Source organism: Luteibacter sp. 621 (genome assembly GCF_050435445.1).
GTDB lineage: Bacteria > Pseudomonadota > Gammaproteobacteria > Xanthomonadales > Rhodanobacteraceae > Luteibacter.
Map to the genome: position 1 here is coordinate 22418 of NZ_JBNDKI010000026.1, position 20419 is coordinate 42836.

General features: G+C 66.1%; 16 protein-coding genes. 11 read left to right on the forward strand and 5 right to left on the reverse strand.

Annotated elements, in window-relative coordinates; translation table 11 throughout:
• Window positions 1-3: 3 nt before the first annotated feature.
• Together ABIE56_RS20685 and ABIE56_RS20690 are read left to right on the forward strand one after the other, a co-directional pair.
• On the forward strand, window positions 4-1128 hold the full coding sequence (locus tag ABIE56_RS20685) for a glycosyltransferase (protein ID WP_429245693.1): 1125 nt from the start codon (window positions 4-6) through the stop codon (window positions 1126-1128).
• Entirely contained in the window at window positions 1125-2291 is a 1167-nt protein-coding gene (locus tag ABIE56_RS20690) for a glycosyltransferase (protein WP_429245694.1), read from the forward strand. Before ABIE56_RS20685 ends, ABIE56_RS20690 begins: the two co-directional genes overlap by 4 nt.
• Before the next feature lie 98 nt (window positions 2292-2389).
• On the opposite strand, the gene ABIE56_RS20695 is transcribed toward ABIE56_RS20690, so the two are convergent.
• Window positions 2390-3598, reverse strand: a complete 1209-nt coding sequence (locus ABIE56_RS20695; RefSeq protein ID WP_429245695.1) for a nucleotidyltransferase family protein — start codon at window positions 3596-3598, stop codon at window positions 2390-2392.
• 2 nt (window positions 3599-3600) lie between these two features.
• Window positions 3601-5037: a B12-binding domain-containing radical SAM protein gene (locus ABIE56_RS20700; RefSeq protein WP_429245696.1), complete on the reverse strand. Its 1437-nt coding sequence runs from the start codon at window positions 5035-5037 to the stop codon at window positions 3601-3603.
• A gap of 133 nt (window positions 5038-5170) precedes the next feature.
• On the opposite strand from ABIE56_RS20700, the gene ABIE56_RS20705 reads away from it, so the two are divergent.
• From ABIE56_RS20705 to ABIE56_RS20745, 9 genes are all read left to right on the forward strand, one after another.
• A complete protein-coding gene (locus ABIE56_RS20705; RefSeq protein WP_429245697.1) occupies window positions 5171-6196 on the forward strand; it encodes a serine kinase in 1026 nt (341 codons plus the stop codon).
• 2 nt (window positions 6197-6198) lie between these two features.
• Window positions 6199-7881, forward strand: coding sequence for an ATP-binding cassette domain-containing protein (locus ABIE56_RS20710; RefSeq protein WP_429245698.1), 1683 nt, complete (start codon window positions 6199-6201; stop codon window positions 7879-7881).
• Window positions 7882-7915: 34 nt separating this feature from the next.
• Complete coding sequence (locus tag ABIE56_RS20715) at window positions 7916-8116, forward strand: hypothetical protein (RefSeq protein ID WP_429245699.1); 201 nt, start codon at window positions 7916-7918, stop codon at window positions 8114-8116.
• Between the two features lie 46 nt (window positions 8117-8162).
• Window positions 8163-8807 (forward strand): carboxypeptidase regulatory-like domain-containing protein, encoded by a 645-nt coding sequence (locus ABIE56_RS20720; RefSeq protein ID WP_429245700.1) that lies wholly within the window; start codon window positions 8163-8165, stop codon window positions 8805-8807.
• Window positions 8808-8813: 6 nt separating this feature from the next.
• On the forward strand, window positions 8814-11147 hold the full coding sequence (locus ABIE56_RS20725) for a putative bifunctional diguanylate cyclase/phosphodiesterase (protein ID WP_429245701.1): 2334 nt from the start codon (window positions 8814-8816) through the stop codon (window positions 11145-11147).
• The gene (locus ABIE56_RS20730; RefSeq protein ID WP_429245702.1) at window positions 11144-12325 is read left to right on the forward strand and encodes a hypothetical protein; all 1182 of its coding nucleotides are present in this window, start codon (window positions 11144-11146) and stop codon (window positions 12323-12325) included. Before ABIE56_RS20725 ends, ABIE56_RS20730 begins: the two co-directional genes overlap by 4 nt.
• A gap of 67 nt (window positions 12326-12392) precedes the next feature.
• Complete coding sequence (locus ABIE56_RS20735; RefSeq protein ID WP_429245703.1) at window positions 12393-13658, forward strand: diguanylate cyclase; 1266 nt, start codon at window positions 12393-12395, stop codon at window positions 13656-13658.
• 175 nt (window positions 13659-13833) lie between these two features.
• On the forward strand, window positions 13834-15348 hold the full coding sequence (locus ABIE56_RS20740) for an FAD-dependent oxidoreductase (protein WP_429245704.1): 1515 nt from the start codon (window positions 13834-13836) through the stop codon (window positions 15346-15348).
• A gap of 489 nt (window positions 15349-15837) precedes the next feature.
• Window positions 15838-17346, forward strand: coding sequence for an N-acetylmuramoyl-L-alanine amidase family protein (locus tag ABIE56_RS20745; protein WP_429245705.1), 1509 nt, complete (start codon window positions 15838-15840; stop codon window positions 17344-17346).
• A 450-nt stretch (window positions 17347-17796) separates the two neighbouring features.
• Here the strand turns inward: ABIE56_RS20745 and dbpA are convergent, their stop codons facing one another.
• The 3 genes from dbpA to ABIE56_RS20760 all read right to left on the reverse strand — a co-directional run bounded on the left by dbpA (window position 17797) and on the right by ABIE56_RS20760 (window position 20261).
• Window positions 17797-19167: an ATP-dependent RNA helicase DbpA gene (dbpA, locus tag ABIE56_RS20750; protein ID WP_429245706.1), complete on the reverse strand. Its 1371-nt coding sequence runs from the start codon at window positions 19165-19167 to the stop codon at window positions 17797-17799.
• Window positions 19168-19234: 67 nt separating this feature from the next.
• Entirely contained in the window at window positions 19235-19498 is a 264-nt protein-coding gene (locus tag ABIE56_RS20755; protein ID WP_429245707.1) for a hypothetical protein, read from the reverse strand.
• 52 nt (window positions 19499-19550) lie between these two features.
• Entirely contained in the window at window positions 19551-20261 is a 711-nt protein-coding gene (locus ABIE56_RS20760) for a restriction endonuclease (protein ID WP_429245708.1), read from the reverse strand.
• Window positions 20262-20419 lie beyond the last annotated feature (158 nt).

Below are 20419 nucleotides of genomic sequence, written 5' to 3' on the forward strand. Positions count from 1 at the left end.
CGCATGCGCGTCGTCCAGCTCAACCTGCACCCCGCGCCAGCCGGCCTGCCGCCCGCCGAGCTCTTCCTGCAGTGGCCCACGCTGGCGGATATCCCCGAGGCGGTCGCGGCGGGCGGCCCGCGGGTGAGCGTGGTGCAGGCGGCGGACCACGACACGCGGTTGGTGCGGAACGGTATCGAATATCGCTTCGTGGACCTGCGCGCCTACGCATCGCCGCGGGCCCGTGGGCGGCATGTCGCTTCACTGCTTCGCGGAAACCTGCCCGACGTGCTGCACATCCATAGCCTGGCCTGTGCAGAGGGGGCGTTCGCGATCGCGCAGCTTCTGCCTTCGCTGCCGATCGTGCTCCAGGATCACGCCGATCGCGTTCCCTCATGGTGGCGACGCCCTGTGTGGCGCCGGTGGATGCGCAGCGTGGATGCGGTGGCGTTTACCGCGCCTGCGCTTGCGCATCGCTTCGAGGCGGCTGGCTTGTTCCCTCCGATGTTGCGGGTCTTCGCGATCCCTGAATCCAGCAGCCGCTTCACGCCGGGGAACGTGGAGGCGGCGCGCGCATCGACGGGGCTTACAGGATCTCCGGCGGTGCTGTGGGTTGGCCACCTTAATGACAACAAGGATCCGCTTACCGTGCTCGATGGCTTCGCGCTGCTTGCGGCGGAGATGCCCGAGGCGCGCTTGTATTGCGTGTTTGGTAGTGCACCGTTAAGCGAAGCTGTCCAGGCGCGCATTGAGGCTGATGATCGCGTGCGCGGCCGCGTGCACTTGCTGGGGCGCGTGCCACACGCGCAGGTAGAAACGCTCATGCGCGCCGCCGACCTGTTTGTGAGCGGCAGCCACGCCGAAAGCTGCGGCTTCGCATTGCTGGAGGCGATGGCCTGTGGGTTGACGCCGGTGGTGACAGATATCCCATCGTTTCGCGAGCTGACCGGTAATGGCGCTGTCGGCCGCCTGTATCCGGTAGGCGACTCGGCGCGTTGTGGCGCGGCCTTGATCAACGCGGCGCGCAAGCGGACCCCGCGTGAACTGGTACGCGAACACTTCCAGGCACGCCTTGCGTTCCCCGCGCTCGGCCGGCGCTGGGCAGCCGCGTACACGCAACTGGATACGGCACGGAGGCTGCGTGCATGAAAATTGGCATCGTGCTCCCCGGCGGCGTGGACCGTAGCGGCGAAGAGCGCGTCATCCCCGCCTTCCTCGCCCTCATCGAACGCCTGGCCCGCCAACATGAGGTCCATGTCTTCGTGTTCCACCAGGAACCCCATCCCGCCCGCTGGATGCTCCGCGGCGCCCACATCCACAACATAGGCGACCGAGGCTCCGCTCCCCCCTGTAGGAGCGCGCTTGCGCGCGATAAGCCAACGAAGCATGGACGCCGCTCCCCGTGGCTCCGCCTACGCACCCTCCGCGCCATCCTCGCCGAACACCGCAACGCCCCCTTCCACGCTCTCCAATCCATCTTCTCCGGCACCTGCGGCCAGGTAGCCGCCCTGGCCGCCCTGCGCCTGCGCATTCCTTATGCCGTGCACATCGCCGGCGGCGAACTGGTTGCCCTCAACGATATCGGCTACGGCGGCCGCCGCCGCTTGCGCAGCCGCTTGAGCGAGGCCGCCGTGCTCCGTGGCGCGGCAAGCGTCACCGCTGCCAGCACGCCGATACTCGAGTCCTTGCGCGCGATAGGCATCAGCGCGACACGCGTGCCCCTCGGCGTCGATCTCGACCGTTGGCCACCCTTACCGCCGCGCCCACGCAACGGCGGCAGGCTTCGCCTGATCCACGTCGCCAGCCTGAACCCAGTAAAGGACCAGACCACACTGCTTCATGCACTGACCTTGCTCGCGAAGCAGGGCATCGCGTTCGAACTCGATGTGGTCGGTGTGGATACGCTCGACGGCCGTATCGAAGCGCTTGCGCGTGAACTGGGCATTGCCGACCGCATCCGCTTCCTCGGCTTTCGCACGCAAGCGGAGCTACGCCCCATCCTGGCCGCCTCCGATCTGCTGGTCATGTCATCCCGACACGAAGCAGGTCCGCTCGTCCTTCTCGAGGCCGCCGTCCTGGGCGTGCCCGCCGCCGGCACCGCCGTTGGCCACTTCGCCGAATGGTCGCCCACCGCCACGCTTGCGGCACCCCCAGGCGATGCCGCCGGCCTCGCCGCCGCCATCGCCACCCTCGCCGCCGACGAAGCCCTCCGCCAACGCCTGGCCAGCGAAGCCCAACGGCTGGCCCTGCTGGAAGACGCCGATGCCACGGCCCACGCCTTCAACCGTCAATACGCAGCCATGACGCTGTAGGAGCGCGCTTGCGCGCGATGGGTGCTTGAGGGGAAGGCCGATCGCGCGCCAGCGCGCTCCTACAGGGTGGTTCGCCGCAGGATCAGCGGGACGGTCTGTTACGCGAGTTCGCCCAGCGCCGCGCGGATGACGTACAGCGTGTCCATGCGCGGTACCGGACGGGTGAGGCCGGTGACGAGTCGGGTGAAGTGACCACGGCGGACCCAGGTTTGCCCTTGCAGCCACACTTGCGTGCGGAGCATGTCGGCACGTTCCTCGCGGCTCTCCTGCGTGGGCCGCACACGGTTGATGAGCAGACGGGTGATGTCGCCCGGTGTGCGCGCCCATTCGGCGCCTGGCAGAAGGTTCAGCCACAACTGCGAGCACGAGACGCTGGTCAGCGTCTGCCGGCGGGCGGCGAGACGGAGCAGGCGGGGGCAATCCTGGCGCAGGCGTTCAAGGATGGTGCGGGGCACCGTACCGGGAAAATAACGTGCGGCCAGGCGTAACGGCGGCCAGGCCCACCACGGCAGTGCCGGGCCTTCCCAAAGGGCGGCCCATGCTTCGCGCGGCATGCGTCGGGCGAGTTGGGCGATATCGTGAAGGTGCAGCAGGCGCAGGCTGCGGCCGCAGATATTGCCAGCGGCGTGTAGTAGAAGGTGCGCCATCAAGGCACCCCGCGAGCGGTACGGGTTGATGCCAGGACGCGCATCCACGGGCCACACGGTGTCGGTGATATCGACGGTGCGGATCGGCAGACGTTCCTGGATGCGCGTATGCACTTCGATGTTCACCGGGGTATCGCGGTGCTCACCCAGGCCACGCACGGTTTCCCCGGTGCGCGGCTTGAACACCAGGTGCTTCCATTGCCGGAACGATTCGTCGTAGCCGATTTCTTCAAGTAACGCGCGCAGCACCGGGACATCACGCTGGCGTACCAGCAGGTCGATATCGGCCATGGGCCGCTCGCCGGCAACGTAGATACCAAGGCCATGCAGCGCGGCGCCCTTCAGTGCGACGAGCGGCAATGCCATTTCGCGCGCACGGGCGTCGATCCGAAGGATCAGCCCGGCGATGCGCTGCTGCCTGATTTCCACATGCTCTCGCTGTGTCGCAAGAAAATCCTGCCAGCCTGCGGGCGCCCACGTGGAGAAGCCGGCGAGCAACGGCGATACACCGTGTGCCACAGCGGCCGCGCCGGCCAGCCGCCATTCCAGGTCAGTCCACGCCGGCATCGCGGTGCCGGCCCGCGCCAATGCCAGTTCATTGGCCAGCGCCTCGGTGGTGAGCGCGAGGCCGCGTTTCAGTACCGGGAGGGGCGGCAACATGCTCAGGCTCCTGTGGCGCGCCGGGCCCATGCGGCCTGGGTGGGCGCCTCGTGGCGATGCTGCTGCTCGCGGGCAACCAACTCGGCCCAGTCGGCATCCAGTGCCGCGCCTGGCGCAGTAACTTCACGGTGAAGCAAGTCGCGCACTTCGCGGTAGAACGCCGTGTCGTACGCGCCACGGAACATCATGGCCAGGTCGTCGCTGTCATCCCAGTGCGTCTTGCGCCCCAGTTGCGCGCGCACTTCATCGAAAAACTTCGTGCCCGGTAGCGGATACGAAACGCTTACACCGATGTCGTCGGGCGCCGCGGCCTGCACCAGCGTGCGCGTCGCGATCAGGTCCTCGAGCTCTTCGCCCAGGTAACCCAGCTGGATAAAGAAGCCCACGCGAATGCCGTGCGCGCCCAGACGCTGGCGCGCGGCGATCAGGTCGGGGACCTTGGTGCCCTTGGTCATGCGGTCAAGCACACGCTGGCTGCCGCTCTCCGCACCAATCCACGCTTCCACGCAGCCTGCCGCGGCGAGGGCTGTGGCCATGCGCTCGCTGGAGAGATCGGCGCGGGTCTGGATCATGAAAGGAATAGAGCCATCGCTGGCCTGCAGCTCGTTTGCAAGCTCACTGACCCAGTCCACATGGAAACCGAAGATGTCATCGGCCATCCAGATGTGGTCCGGCGCGAACGTCCGCTTCAGGTAAGTCATCTCCGCCGCGACATCCTGCGGTGAGCGCTGGTTGTAGTGGTTGCCCCAGATGGGCTTGGCGCACCAGTTGCAGCGGAACGGGCAGCCGCGCGAGGCAGCCATGTTCAGGCTGAAGTAGCCGTGGCGCTCCATCCACAGCGCGCGATAACGCGGCATATCGACCAGATCCCAGGCGGGCAGGCCGGTGACGCGCGGATCGGGCGGTACCACCCCAAGCCGGGTAACACGCGTGCCGGTGGGTGAGCGCGTCGCGATGCCCGGCACGCCCTCGGTCCAGGCATCCGGATCGATCAGCGGATCACGCTCCAGGCGATCTACCAGTGTCATCAAGGCGCCGATGCCTTCACCGGTCAGCACCGCATCGGCACCAGCGGCGAGGAACGCTTCCGGATGATCCGAGGCATCGGAACCCGCCACCAGCACGCGTGCGCCATCGGCCTTGGCTTCGCCGATCATGCGGCAGGCCGCATCACGCATATTGCCCAGGCACATCTTGGTGAGATAGTTGAAGTTGTCTTCGTAGAAAACCACCAGCGAGGGCCGCTGCGCCTGCAGCGTGGGCGCGTAGTCCTCCACGCCTTCGGCCAGCATGGCATCGAACAGGCCCACGGCATGGCCCATGCGCCGGAGCAGGGCGGCGATATGCAGGGTGGCGAGCGGCGGGTAGGGCTTGCCGCGCTCCCACTGCTTGCGGTCGTAGCGCAGGAAGTAGGAGTGGCCAACCTGGATGTTCAGCATGGGGTGAACGCCTTTCGCGTCATGCGGGGTTAGGCGTGAGTGCCCCGGGCCTCCGGGCAGGTTGCCGGGCAGGCGTCCACAACCTTCCGTGCCGGCGGTGGCACCTACGCCGGTTATCCGGGCGAACGTGACGATGGCGACCACTGATTCCTTCGAGGCACACGAGTTCGCCGATCCGTTCAAGGAGCGGATGCGGCTGCCCTATGCCCGCAGCTGGCCCGTGCTGGGCGCGTCGTTCGTGTTCGCGAGCAACAGCGAGGCGCTGCTGGCCCTCGCGGCGGTGGCCTATGACAACCTGCCGGCGCACCGCATGGGCGCCGTACCGCCGGTCTTCCACGTCGAATTGAGGCTGGTGCCGGGCGGTGCGGGCAGCCACCGCGAACCGCCCCCCGTACGGACCTCCTCCGGCGGCGGCATGCTGGTCGGCATCGTCGATGCGTGTAACCACGTGGTGGTCTCGCCCGCACAGCGACGGGCCGTGGTCACCGTTTCGGAGGACCGGCTCGCCAACGCCTACCACGTGCGCTACGAACTCATCGAGTTCGCGGTGTATCTGTTGGCGGCACGTGGCCAGGATCTCGTATCCCTGCACGCGGCATGCATCGGTGGCGAAGGACGTGGCGTGTTGCTGCTGGGCCCCTCCGGTGCAGGCAAGTCGACGCTCACCTTGCAGGCAGCGCTGGATGGCTACGACGTGATGGCCGAGGATGGTGTGTTCGTCGATCCCCGCCACCTGCGGGCGACCGGCGTGCCGAACTACCTGCATGTGACCGACGACAGCCTCGTCTGGCTCGATGGGCCTGCGCGGCGTTCCGTGATGTCGTTTCCGCGCATCCGTCGGCGCAGCGGCGTGGAGAAGTTCGAGATCGACCTGCGCACGGGGCGTTTTCGCCCCGCACCCGAGCCGCTGGATATCACCGCTACCATTTTGCTTTCACCGCAGCGCAGCGATGGCCCGTTGTTGGAGCCGCTCGCGCGTGATGACGCCATGGTTCGCCTGGCCGCCGATCAGCCCTACGCCGCGCGCCAGCCTGGCTGGCGACGTTTTGTCGATACCGCGTTGATGCGCGGCGCCTGGGTGTTGCGACGCGGCCCGACCCCGCGGGCAACGCTGGATGCATTGGCACCCTGGCTAACCCTGCAGGAAGCCGTGGGCTAGCCATGCGCATGCCGCTGGCAGGGCGTGGCTTGCTGGCGTTGCTGCCACGGGCGGAACGCGTTTCCGTGCTGCTGTACGCGTTGCTCGCGGCGGGCGCGGCGGTGAGCGGAAGCCTTTCCGCCGTGCTGCTCGTGCCGCTGGTGCAGCCCGGCAAGGCGGTGCCCTTCGCGAGCCACGATGTGGCGGTGAATGCGGCATGGTTCGCCCTGAGCGGTGTCGCGTTCGCGCTGTTGCGTTGGCAATCGGCACGCTTGGGCGCGGCACAGGTCGCGCGCTTCGCCGTGCGCCTGCGCGGCGATGTGCACGCACACCTCCTTCACGTGCCTGTGCCAAGCCTGGCCGGCACCAGTTCGGCGGAAATCGCCAACGTGCTCACCTACAACGGCGAGAGCCTGGTGCAGGGGTTTAGCGCCATGCAGCAGCTGGCTGTCGCCGTGCTGACATCACTGGTGACCGTGGCGTTCGCGTTCTGGATTTCTCCGCTGCTCATGCTTGCTGCCCCGGTGCTGGTGCTGGTCATCGTGTTTACCTCGCGCATGGCGGGGCGTGAACACGCCGAGGTGAGCCGTCGCTACGTGGCGGACATGACCGGGCTGTTCTGGCACAGCGAGGATTTTCCCCGGCGCCTTCGTCATGTGCGTTCGTTCGGTCGTGAAGCCGCAGAGCGCGCGAGCTATGGCGAGGTATCGCGCCGCCTCGGTGAAGGCTATCGCCGCCAGCTGGAACTGGTGTCGTCCAGCCGCTTCGTACTGGAGCTGGGGGCGGCGCTGGGAATACCGTTGGTGTTCGTGCTGGCTGATCGCTGGCACGGGGTCGATGGTGCGACGCTCATCGCCATCGGCCTTCTGCTTGGGCGCCTGCTGCCGTATCTCGTTTCCACCCGGCAAGGTATCCAGCAACTGCGCTCTGCGGAACCCGCACTCGCGTTGTGGCGGCGCTACATGGCCCTGGATGTGAATGCGGCGGCGCCGCGCGGCGACCACACGCTCGATGAGGTCGTCATCGACCACCTGTACGTGAAACCCCCGCGTGAAGGCGTCACGCTGGAACACCTGGCGCTGCGTCCGGGTGAACTCGTGCTGGTGACCGGCGATTCGGGGATCGGCAAGAGCAGCCTGGTGGATGTGCTGGCGGGCATGGCGCCGCCCCAGGCCTTCAAAGCCACCCGGCAAGGTGCGCCGATCTCCTACACCGACTGGCGCACGTACGTCGCGCGCGGCGCCTATGTAAGCCAGGGCGTGCGGCCGTGGCAACGCACCGTGCGCGAGGTGCTCGCATGGGCCGATCCGGATGCCACCGAGGCGACGCTGCGTGAAGCGCTACGCACGGTGGGCCTGGATCATCGCGTGAACGCCTCCGCCCAGGGCCTGGATCTGGAAGTGCACGGTGCACAAAACCGGCTTTCCGGCGGCGAATTGCAACGGCTGATGCTCGCCCAGGTGATCCTGCGCCGCCCGGTGCTGGCTGTGCTGGATGAGGCCACGAGCGCACTGGATGCTGTCTCGGAGATGGCGGTGCTACGCGGCGTGCAGGCCAGCCTGCCCGATACGGTGATCGTGGTGGTGTCGCACCGCGAGGCGGTGGCCGCACTCGCGACCATACAGGTGCGTGTGGTGGGGAATCGTGCCATTGTCCAGGCCAGCCAGCCCATTCGGACTATTGTTCCTTCACGCTGGCCAGCCTAACGTCAATGCCGACGACAGCGGGGGGACCGCCACCATGGCTACCAGGCGCACGATCAGCACGTTCTTCGCGGGCCTTGCCCTCGCGCTCGCCTGTGGCAGTGCCGGTGGGCTGGGTCAGCCGTCGTTCGATACCGTCGCAGCGCGTCACCGCCCCGATCCCTGGCATAGCGACCCGTGCGGCCCGTATCGGCCTATCGCGGGCATCTGCCGGATGCTGCGCCCCGTTAGAGGTTAAGCATGCAACTGGGCTAGGCTAGGGCCCCGCCACCTGGGGAGTCCTCATGCGCTGCCTGTTTGCCGTCGCCACGCTATCCATGCTCACTGCGGGCCCCGCGCTGGCGGGCCGCATCGCCATTGAAGTGGTTGACCCGGCGGGCAAGCCGATCCCCGATGCGGTGGTCACGCTCGCGCCGCAGCCCGGCACGCCCGCGCGCGTGCCTGCGCCGGAAACGCGCTATGTCGACCAGAAGGATGAAACCTTCATTCCCTACGTGACCGCGTTGCGCGTGGGCGACAGCGTCGTGTTCCGTAACAGCGACATCACGCGCCACCACGTGTACTCGTTTTCGGAACTGGTGAAGTTCGAGGACATGCTCGCGCCCGGCGAAAGCTCCGCCCCGCTCGTGATGAAGAACGCGGGTAACGCCGCCGTCGGCTGCAATATTCACGACTACATGCTCACGTACCTCTACGTCACGAAGGATCCGGAGATGGCGGTGACCGATGCGAAGGGCAAGGCGATGATCGATGGCGTAGCCGCCGGCCAGTACAAGGCGCACGCGTGGCACCCGCAACTGCGGCCGGGCGTGACCCTGCCGATCCAGGGCGTGACCGTGGCCGAAGGTAACCCCACCACGCTGCGCTTCGTGCTCGCACTGCTGCCGAACCCGCGCGGGCCCATGGATCGCGAGCACATCGGGTACTAAGCGCCCATGCGCGCTCCCGGCTTCCGCACGCGGCTGGCGCTGTTCTTCGTCGCCACGCTCGTCTTCGTGCAGGGCGTGACCGCCGTGCTGGGCTACACCGTCGCCCGCCGCGAACTGGTCGAGGAAGGCGGCCGCCAGCTCACCGCCAACGCACACGCCTTCGTGGCGCAGATGAACGACCTCTCCGCCAGCGTGGCCAGCGGCGTGCAGATCATGTCGCTGGATTACGGCCTGCGCTCGGCGATCGCCGCCAGCGATCGCGGCACCATCCTTTCCGTGCTGCGCAACCACGGGCGCCGGGTGGGCGCATCGCGCATGCAGTTGCTGCACCTGGATGGCACCGTGCAGGTGGATACCGCCGGCAGTGATGAAGGCAAGCCGTTTGCATGGCCCGATCTGCTGGCGCGCGCTTACGACGAACGCACAGCGGCCATCGCCGTGGCCGATGGCAAGGCCTCATGGATGGTCGTGGTGCCGATTTACGCACCGCAACCGGTTGGGCTCGTGGTGGCGAGTATTCCGGTGGACGATGCGCTCATCGCCCATATGCAGCAGCTCTCCGCGTTACCACGCGATGTGGAACTCGCTACGCCTGTGAAAGGCGGCTACACGGTGATAGCACGTGGCAGTTCGCACTCGGAACTCACCGCCCAGTTCGAGAGTGGCGCGCATCTGCCCTCGCAGCCGAGCCTGGTCCGCATTGGCGGCCCTGAGTACCTCGTACTGGCCCAGCCCCTCACGCAGCCTCGCGGCGGCAGCGCGGTGTATGCCGTGCTCGGCTATTCGCTCGATGATGCGCTGAAGCCGTTCCAGCCCGTGTGGAACGCGTGGCTCGGCCTGCTGGTGCTGGCGCTGGTCGCCGGTTTCCTGGTGGCATGGCTGGTGGCGCGTGGCGTCTCCCGGCCCGTGGAAGCACTTGCCGAGTCGGCACGGCGCATCGCCGGTGGCGATTACCACGATGCGCCGGAGGTACGTCGCAATGACGAGATCGGTGAGCTCGCCACCGCGTTCCGCACCATGGGCGATGCCGTGCGCGAGCGCGAGCTGCACATTCGCTACCAGGCCATGCATGACACGGTCACTGGCTTGCCGAACCGCGCGGCTGCCGAAGATGCGATCGATGGCGACCTTGCCGCGGCTTCAGGACAGACGGGCGCGTTGTTGATCGTCGGGGTCACGCGGCTTCCCGATATCGTGAAGACCGTGGGACATGCCCTCGCGGACCGGCTGATGCGCGACGCCGGACAGCGCCTTTGCCACGCGGCCGGGCAGCACTTTGTCGGGCGCGCCACCGATACCCAGTTCGCGGTGTGGCTGCACGGTGCGGATCGCGCCGAGGCGATCGCCGCCGCATTCCGGATGGTTGATGCGCTCGCTCATCCTTACACGGAAGCCGATGTCAGCATCGACATGGGCCCCGCGGTCGGTATTGCGCTGGCCCCCGCCCATGGTGAACGCGCCGCGCCGCTGCTGCGCCGGGCCGAGGTGGCCGAATTCGCCGCGTTGAAATCCACCCGCGGTGTCGATGTGTACGACCCGCAATCCGACCCGCACCGCCCCGAGCGCCTGGCGCTCATGAGCGAGCTGCGTGCCGCGATCGAAGCCGACGCCCTAGAGCTGTGGTTCCAGCCCAAGCTGCGCCTGGCCGATGGGCAGACCGATGCGGCTGAAGCGCTGGTGCGCTGGCACCGCCCCGGCCGCGGCATGGTGCCCACCGACCTGTTCATCACGGTGGCCGAGGAGACCGGCAACATCGGCCGGCTTACCCGCTGGGTGCTCGCCCACGGCATCGCCCATGCGGCGGAACTGGCGCACGCCGGCCACGCTGTGAGGGTCTCGCTGAACCTCTCCGCCCGGGACATTGGCGATCCGACGCTGCCCGATCGGGTAGCGGAGCTGCTGCACGCCTACGGGGTACCCGCGTCGGCCATCGCCCTGGAGGTCACCGAGAGCGCCGTCATCGGCGAGCCCGAGGCCGCGCTTCAAGTCCTCCGCCGGCTGGCCGATATGGGTATCGAGATGGCGATCGACGATTTCGGCATGGGCCAGACGTCGTTCGCTTACCTTCGCCGGCTACCCGTTCGTGAACTGAAAATCGACAAGATGTTCGTCCAGCACCTCGCCACCGACCCTACCGACCGGACCATCGTGCGTTCGCTGGTGGAGCTTGGCCATCGCCTGGGGTACCAGGTGACGGCCGAAGGCGTCGAGGATGCGGAAAGCATGGCCTTTCTCGCTACGGCGGGATGCGACCACGCCCAGGGATACCACGTCGGCCGCCCGATGGATTTTGCTTCCTTCGTGGCGCGCCTTGGGGCGCCGGGTCCGGGTGGGGCGTGACGCGGCGCCTTCTATTCGCACTCGCCATCGCCAGCTTCCTGCCCACCTTCGCTACGGCGCAGGACGTGAAAGTGCATGCCTTCGCCGATGCCCGGCTGGTGGACGCCCCCGCGGATGAGAGTTTTATCGACAGTGGCCCGGGCCGTACCCGCTATGGCGATGACGCGCATGGCGCCCGGTTCGGTGCCGCCGGTATCGTCGCCACGGCGCAACTGACCCCTTCGGTGTTCGCGCTCGCGGACGTGCAAGTCCAACGCACCGACCACAACGACTGGCAGGTGCCGGAAGCGTACGTGCGCTACCGGCCCATGTCGCTTTCCGCATGGCGCCTGGCGCTCAAGGGCGGCGTGTACTTCCTGCCCATCTCGCTCGAGAACGATGGCATCGGCTGGACCAGCCCGTGGACGATCACGCCTTCTGCGTTGAACAGCTGGGTGGGCGAGGAGATCCGCGGCATCGGCGCGGATATTCGCGAGGAATGGCGTGGCGACAGCGGTACGGCCACGTTCGGCGGCGGCCTGGTCAGGCACAACGATGTGGCGGGTCGTGTGCTGGCGAAACGCGGCTGGTCGCTCAGCGATGCCACGATCGGCCTGGGCGGGAAGCTGCCCGAGCCCTCGGCCGATGGCGAGCGCGAAAGCTACTCGCCGTTCGAGTCGATCGGCGGGCGCACGGGGTGGTACGCCGATGCGGGCTGGAAATCCCCGCAGGGATTCGAGCTGCGCGCCTTGCGCTACGACAACCGGGCCGACCCCTCGGCCTTCCATGTGTACGACGGCGATGAGCGAATCTTCGCCTGGCGCACCCGCTTCTGGTCGCTCGGCAGCCAGCTGGAAACCGGCCCGGTCACCTGGATCGTGCAGGGCATGGATGGCGATACGGAAATCTGTCCTCCGGGCGGCTGCTTCCGCATGCGTTACCAGTCGGGCTTCCTGCTGGCCGGGTGGAACCGTGGCGCCTGGCGGCCCACGCTGCGCTACGAAACATTCCGCACCTGGCCCGATGGCGAGCGCGGCCACGCGCTGACCGCCGCGCTCAACTGGCGGCCGCTGGACTGGCTGCGGCTCACGGCGGAATGCCTGCACGTGGACGCCACCCGCGCGGAGCGCACCGATTTTGGCCTGGGCCCGCGCGAGCGCGGCAACCAGGTGCAGTTGCTGGCGCGGTTGTTGTACTGACCGCACACCGTCTATCGTGGCCTTGCGGACAGCCGTCCGCACCACCTGATCAAGCTTGGGGCATCGCGTGGAGCAGGACATCTGGGAGCGCAAATACAACCTTGCCCTGGAGCGGATGGAGCGCGACGAGCGCGATTTCCGCGCCATCGAGGAGAGCCTGCGCCGGCTCGTGTTGCGCCTTTCCGCGCTGGCCCGCGGGCAGAGCGAGGCGGCCGACCGCCTGCTTGACCGGCTTGGCGACGGGCTGAAGCATGCCGCCTCGCCCGAAGAACTCGAACCGTTGCTGGACGAGCTAGCCGAGGCGGTGGCGGCGCTGGATAGGCGGATCGCGAGTGAGCCCCAGGAACACGTCCGTGCCGAGGTGGCCGAGCCCGACGCTCCCCCGTCCGCCCCGGCACCGGCCGACGTTGATGCGGGCGGCGACGCAAATGCCGACGCCCATGCCGATGCAGCGGCGGTAGCCGCCCTGCGTGCCGACGTAGCGAAACTGCAGGATCTGCTGGCCGAGGTGAGCGGACGGCTGGGCGACATGACCCGCTACCTCGTGGCGGAGCTCGACGAGGTCACGGCGGGCAACGATCCGGGCCGCACGCTGGGTGAACAGGTGAGCGAGGAAATGCGCCTGCTGGCCGAGCAGACGCTCGAGGCCAGCGATGTCACGGCGCTGCGCGATCAGGTCACCGCCCGCCTCGCCGTGATCGACCAGCATTTCCGCGACTACCGTGAACGCGAGGACGCGCGGCTGGCGACGTACCGCGAGCGCGCGGAGCGCATGCGTGATCGCGTGGAAGAACTGGAAACCCAAACCACCTCGTTGCAGGATTCGCTGCGCCGCGAACACGAGCTGGCGTTGACCGATCCGCTCACGGGCCTGCCCAACCGGCTCGCCTACGAGCGCCAGATGGCCGAACTTGAAGCCGATGTGCGCGAGGGCAGGGTCACCGCCTGCGTGGGTGCCTTCGATATCGATCACTTCAAGACGATCAACGATACCTTCGGCCATGCCGCCGGCGATGCCGTGCTGCGCATCGTCGGCAACACGCTGGCCAAGGCGCTGGATAACCGTGCCTTCGTCGCCCGCTACGGCGGCGAGGAATTCGCCGTGGTGTTCGCGGGGTACAGCCCCGATGACGCGCTGGTGGTGGCTCGGGAAATCTGTTCCCTGGTCGAGGGCCTGGCCTTCCACGCAAGCCAGAAGCCGGTCAAGGTCACGATGTCGGGCGGGTTGACCCGTTTTGGCAGCGAAGAGCGCGCCGCCACCGCATTCGACCGGGCCGACCGCGCCCTTTACGCGGCCAAGCGCGCGGGACGAAACACCTGCATCGTGTTGTGAGGCCCGTGCCGCAGGGGGCGGCAGGCCGATAACAAATCGCACACGCGGATCCGGCCATCATCGGTACCGGATTCCTTCAATCCCCGGCGCCCCGTCCACAGCCAGACTCGGCGGCGCCGTCTTTTTTTAGACACCCGCTGCTTCGAGCGTCCCCGCGCTGCCCCAGGAGCCCGCCATGTCCGAGTCATCCGAGAAACCCACCGGCCCCGACTTCACCCAGGGGGTACCGCCAGGGTCGATCCCGGATAGCGGTGTGCTGGCCGGCCATGTGGGCGATGACGTCGTGATCGTCGGGCGTACGGCGGAAGGGCTCTCGGCCATCACCGGTACCTGCAGCCATTACGGTGGCGCGCTGGCCGATGGCCTGCGTGTTGGCGATACCGTGCACTGCCCGCTGCACCACGCCTGCTTCGACCTGATCAGCGGCCGCGCGTTGCGTGCGCCGGCGCTGTCGCCCGTCGATCGCTGGAAGGTGGAAGAGCGCGACGGCAAGGTGTTCATCCGCGAAAAGGTGCCGGCGGCGGATCCCGCCGAGCCGACGGATACCCCTGAACGGAACATCGTGATCATCGGTGGCGGCGCAGCCGGCTTTGCGGCCGCGCAGCGCTTGCGTGATCTGGGGTTCGACGGCCGCATCACGATGATCAGCGATGATCCCGATGCGCCGTACGACCGGCCGAATGTCTCGAAGGATTACCTGGCCGGCACGGCACAACCGGAGTGGATGCCGCTCAAGGACAAAAGCTTCTACGAGGAAAACCACATTGACCTGCGCGTCGACGTGACTGTCGACCACGTCGATGGCGAGCACTGCACGGTCACCCTGGATTCGGGCGAGCGCCTCGACTACGACACGCTCCTCTTGTGCACCGGCGCCGAGCCCATCCGCCCCGACGGCCCCGGTTTCGACGATCCGAAGGTATTCACCGTACGCACCATGCAGGATGCGCAGGCGATCATCGCCGCCATCGATGGCGGCGGCCCCGTCGCCGTGCTGGGCAGCAGCTTCATCGGCATGGAGGTCGCCGCTTCGCTGCGCGAACGCAAGGTGGAAGTGCACGTCATTGGGCCAGAGACCGTGCCGCTGAAGCGCGTGCTCGGCGAAGGTATCGGCACGATGATCCGCGCACTGCACGAGGAACACGGCGTCACCTTCCACCTCGGCCGCAAGGCCACCGGTTACGTCGATGGTGCGGTGACGCTGGACGATGGAAGCCGCGTCAAGGCATCCCACGTGGTACTGGGTATCGGCGTTCGTCCCCGCATCATGCTGGCCGAAGCCGCCGGCCTGGATATCGACAACGGCGTGCTCGTGGATGCCACCATGCGCACCTCCAACGAAGACATCTACGCCGCCGGCGACATCGCCCGCTTCCCCGGCCTGGACGACTCGCGCCAGCGCGTCGAGCACTGGGTCGTCGCCGAACGCCAGGGCCAGGTCGCCGCGGCCGCCATGCTCGGATTCGATGAGATCTACAACGAAGCCCCGTTCTTCTGGAGCATGCATTACGACACCAGCATCCGCTACGTCGGCCATGCCCTCGAATGGGATGAGATCGAAGTGCTCGGCTCCATCGACGCCAAGGACGCCGAAGTGCGCTACAAGAAAGCCGGCCGCGAACTGGCCGTCGCTACGATCAACCGCGACAAGGCGTCGCTCGAAGCAGCCGAGCGCCTCGCGAACGCCTGATCTCTGTAGGAGCGCGCTTGCGCGCGATACTCGTTGACTTCGGCAAATACCGATCTAATTGCTTCATTCGCTTGGCGAACAGATGCGACCGGCGGCTTGTGCCGTCTGGCGGCTGAGCCATGAGCTAAGAGCTATCGACGCCAACCTCGCTGTTCGGACGAGTATCCGTGCGGCTATCGAGATACCGCCCGCGGCGGCGCTTCGATGCGAAACACTTGAGCGGAAGGGCGATCTGCGTAGTCCTTCGCCGCGGCGTGTGTCATCCGCGGCATTTTTCAGATTCGTCTCATATATTTCGTTGCGTTCCCATCTTAGTTTCATCGTCTGTATCAGGGCGATGGAGGTTTGGAAAAGCCTAATTTTCGGAGAGCTTGCCGTGCGTACGACCACGAGCGCGGACGGCTTGCTTCATTTGGTCAAGGAACTCAAACATTCGCTGGCAAGAGAATCCATGTTCTTTGCGGCGGATCAATTAAACGAGACTCAGCTTTGAAGAAAAGTACGTCAAAAACCGCGATCCTAGCCTTCATGTGTTTTGCTACCTTGGGGCAGGTTGCTCGCGCGCAGGATCCGGACTCTTCCGCGGCCGCGATTGCCGCCCAAGGTGTGGCGCGGTCGGAAGTGGAGATCACCCGGATCGCAACCGCTGTTGCAAACTCACGACAGTTCTTCCATGACGACTATGGGAGGATTCGCGTAGAGGCCAGATATGACCTTGCGCAAGGTGTGCTATTTCTTGATCCCGGTATTCGGTTCGGGCCCATCTCGGGATACGCGGAGGTTGAGGAGCTGCAGGACGAGGTCAACTTGGCTGTCCGGCCCATTGCGAAGCTTCTGCCCAACTATGTGCGGATCGACTGGTTGTATGGCGGGCGCGATTTGTACTATTGGTTTCCTGAGGATCGGCGCCCGTCGGATGACGCTGCACCCCGGCAAGGCGCCGTAACACGCTTCGGCGGAAGCATGCTTGTCAGCGCCGGGCATGGATATTACTTCCACCATGGTTATAAGGATTGGCGGCCTCAGCGCGAAGCGTCGAACGGCGTGCTGGAGGATCAGATAACCCCGGTGCTCGCTGAAGGCCTTGGCAACGAGTTAATGCGACAGGGCATCGTGGTCACGTATTCACGAACCGCTGACCCAAGAGACCATGAGCCCAGCAAACAACCCTACCTAATGGTCGCCGCGCGGTACCAACTTGAAGAACTACTTTCTTTCATGCCGAGCATTTGGCATTCGCTTCCCGACTCAACAAGCCCCATTCGTGAATACCTTGAAGATATCCGTAGTCGGCCACTCTACGCGAACTTCCTTGAAGTGGATGAGCTAGTTCACCTGCACACCAATGCAAGTGAAAACGTGGCAGCCAGGGGCGCCACCGTCGTTGTTCATAAGGGTCGCAGCGAGGATGCAAAATTTGGAAACATGGTTCTTTGCTACATGAAAGAGCAAGTAAGGGCCATTCCGGATTATGCGACGTATCCGGTCGAATCTTCCGTGCATGAAGGAGATAAGGGTGAAAATCGTTTGGCAAATATGCCATCGATCATCGTTGAGGTAGGCTTTCACACAAATGTACAGGACGCCGAAGCCCTTAAGGACGTGAGGTTCAGAAATGCGGCCGTCCGCGGCATTGCAAAAGGATATCGCCTCTATAAGAACGGGCAGAGCTGCGAGGCCTTTACTCTGTCAGCCCCGAAAGAGTCACAAGGGAGCGCCGGGGAGGTTGTACGTTTCCCTCTCACGTTCTCCGGCAATCCTGATTTTCCGGTTGCGTTGTCAGTGATCGAAAAGGACTGCGATGCCTGGTATTGCCATCGGTCGAGCTTGGTGTTCTACAGCAAGGAAGATTACGATGAATACGCGCACGGGTTCTTGTGCAGAAGCGGGGATGCATTCCGTCCTGAATCAATTCTTGTCGCGAAGGCGCACGATAAGAACGATATCGAATCACCGGAGATAGAGCACAGCGTGCACTGTGCGCCTGGGTCCGCGTAGTCCTGCTCGACACTCGATGAGCGTCAGGGGCTTCGCGGCGCGCGATTGTTTGAGCTAGTCCTTCGCAGCCCCGCTCTTGTCCATCCGAAGTGTCTCGCAAGGCGGCCAGACAGCGGACGTCGCAGTAGCTCAGTCATTCACAGCTTATGTGGACAGTAGATGCATAACCGTGTGGATAACCTCTGGTTGTGCATCGAGTTCAATCACTTATCTTTCATTGGTCACGAATTAACCAAGGTGTGCGAGTTAATCCACAGCCTATGTGGATACCAAATGCATAACCATGTGGATAAGTCGGCCGCCCGCAGCCTCATCAACAGGTTGCGTCTTGCTGGTTAACTAATGAGCAGCTCTGTGTAGGAGCGCGCTTGCGCGCGATTCGGCGGTGAGGCGCGGCGGATCGCGCGCAAGCGCGCTCCTACATGGGCGGTGACCAGGCCTGGGCGGTCGTTAGATCGAGCGGACGCGGAAATTACGGCCTTTGATCTTGCCTTCGCGCAGGCGGTTGAGGGCCTTGTTGGCGAGGTCGCGTTTGATGGCAACGTAGGCACGGGTGGCGTAGACATCGATCTTGCCGATATCGTTGGCGTTGAGGCCGGCATCACCGGTGAGGGCACCGAGGATATCGCCGGGGCGCAGCTTCTCCTTGCGGCCGGCGTCGATCACCAGGGTCTTCATCGGCGCGAGGTTGAGCACCTTGCGGCCATCGCCCGGCTTGGCCGGGTAGCGGGCCAGCGGTTTGCCGAGGCGTTCTTCGATGGCACGAACCTTGTTGAGTTCGCGCGAGCCCGCCAGCGTGATCGAAAGACCACTGGCGCCGGCACGCCCGGTGCGGCCGCTGCGGTGGGTGTGAGTATCCGGATCGTGGGCTACGTCGTAGCTCACTACCATCGGCAGGCCGACGATATCGAGGCCGCGCGCGGCGACGTCGGTGGCGACCAGCACGTTGCAGCTACGGTTCGCGAAGCGCACCAGGGCCTCATCGCGGTCGCGCTGGTCCAGGTCGCCGTGGATGGCGATGGCGCTGAAGCCTAGCTTATCCAGCGCGGCGGCGAGTTCGTCGGTGTCCTTGCGCATGTTGCAGAACACCAGCGCGGATTCCGGCTTCTCGTGGTTGAGGATGCGCGCGAGCACATCGGTCTTCAGCGCCGGCTCCACTTCCACCACGCGCTGTTCGATCGTGGTCTCGTTGTGTGGCTCGTCGATGGTGACGATCACCGGATCCTTCTGTACGCGGCTGCTCACCGCGCGGATCTCATCGGGGTACGTGGCCGAGAACAGCAGCGTCTGGTGATGCTTGGAGATGCGCTTGATGATGTCGTCGATCGCTTCCTCGAAACCCATGTCGAGCATGCGGTCCGCTTCGTCGAGCACGAACGTGGTGATGCCGCCACCGTGCAGGCTGCCGCGCTTGAGGTGCTCCTGCACGCGGCCGGGCGTGCCGACCACGATGTGCGGATCGTGTTCCAGCGACGCAAGCTGCGGGCCAAGTGGCATGCCGCCACACAGGGTGAGCAGCTTCACGTTCGGGATGTTCACAGCCAGGCGGCGGATGGATTTGGCCACCTGGTCGGCCAGCTCGCGGGTAGGGCAGAGCACGAGTGCCTGCAGCCGGATTTCCGAGGGGTCCAGGCGCTGGAGCAGGCCCAGGCCGAAAGCGGCGGTCTTGCCGCTGCCCGTGCGCGCCTCGGCCATCACATCGCGGCCGGCCAGGATGGGCGGCAGGCTCTCGCGCTGCACCGGAGTCATCTCGGTGTAGCCGATGGTGTCGATGGCGGCGAGGAGGGCGGGGGAGAGGGCGAGTTCGTTGAAGGCGTTCATGGCCTAGTTTCGCATGAATGCCCCGGCGGCCCGTGATCGCGTGCGAGCACGCTCCTGCAGGAGTGCCCTATTTATGCGGGTTGGTGGCCTGGATGGCGGCATGGGAGGCCTGCTCCAGGTGGGCGTAGGCCAGGCTGGCGAGGTAGATGGCGGCGGCGCCGGCCGTGTACCAGAGGTAGCGGCGGACCTTGTCCGACAGGTGGCGTGGACGGCGCGCGGTGCCGTGGTCGGGGTAGGCGCGTTCGGCACGCGCGCGGCGAAAACGGCCCAGGCGCGGGTGGCCGGACGCCGGGCGCTCCGTTTCCTGCGCTTCGTTGCGCTGACTATCCATGCGATTTTCCCCTGTGGCCCGCTATGGCGGACCCTGCGGATCCTAGGTGGCTTCAGGGCGCTCCGCCAGTGCCCGGCGGGTGCGGCGGCTGGGCGAACGGCGGCGGCGCGGGGGCAACCCCCGCGTGGGTGTAGACCGCCCTGGCGCCAGCCATGCCTCCGGACGGGGCCACGTGGATGTCGCGGATGTACCAGGTATAGAGGGTGAGCATGGCCAGCGCCATCACGAGCACGGCGGCCACCGCGGCGATAGCCACCGCCCGGCTCGCCCCTCGGCTCGTGGCCTGGCGATGTACCGGGCGGCCGCTGCTGACCGGTGCCCAGATCGGGGAATCCGGTGGCGGCAGCCGAAAACCATGCGGTTCCTCGATGGGGCCGAGCAGGGCGCGCAAAGCACGCCCATCCACCAGGCGGACATGGCGGAAACGCGCGGCGGCATCGATCGCCGAACGGGTGAATTCGCCCGAGGTGATGAGCAGGGCTCCGGTGGCGCCGGAGGTGGGCAACTGGCCGATCAGACGGTGCACATCGTCGTGCGGCACCTGGAACGCGGTCCAGTGCTTGCACGTGGCAACCAGCGTTTCATCGCCACGGGACAGGACCAGGTCGAAGCCGCGCTCCACCGGGTCCCCGGCACGCGTGCATTCCACGAAATAGCCGAGGCCTTCGAAATGCGCCGCGATGCGCTGCTGGAACTCCAGCCAGGACAGCCGGGCGAGCGCATCCTCGTACAGATGCCGCACGGGCTTGAACGCCGCGCTCACGCGGTGCGCGCCGGCGGATGGATAACGATCGGAACACGGCGCCCGTAGGCACCCAGGACAACAGCCATGTCGATTCCCCTGAAACCCGGCTGCCGACGCCCCCGCGACGGTCCAGACCGGACGCTGGAATTTAGCGTGTCTTTGCAGGGTTTGCTGTA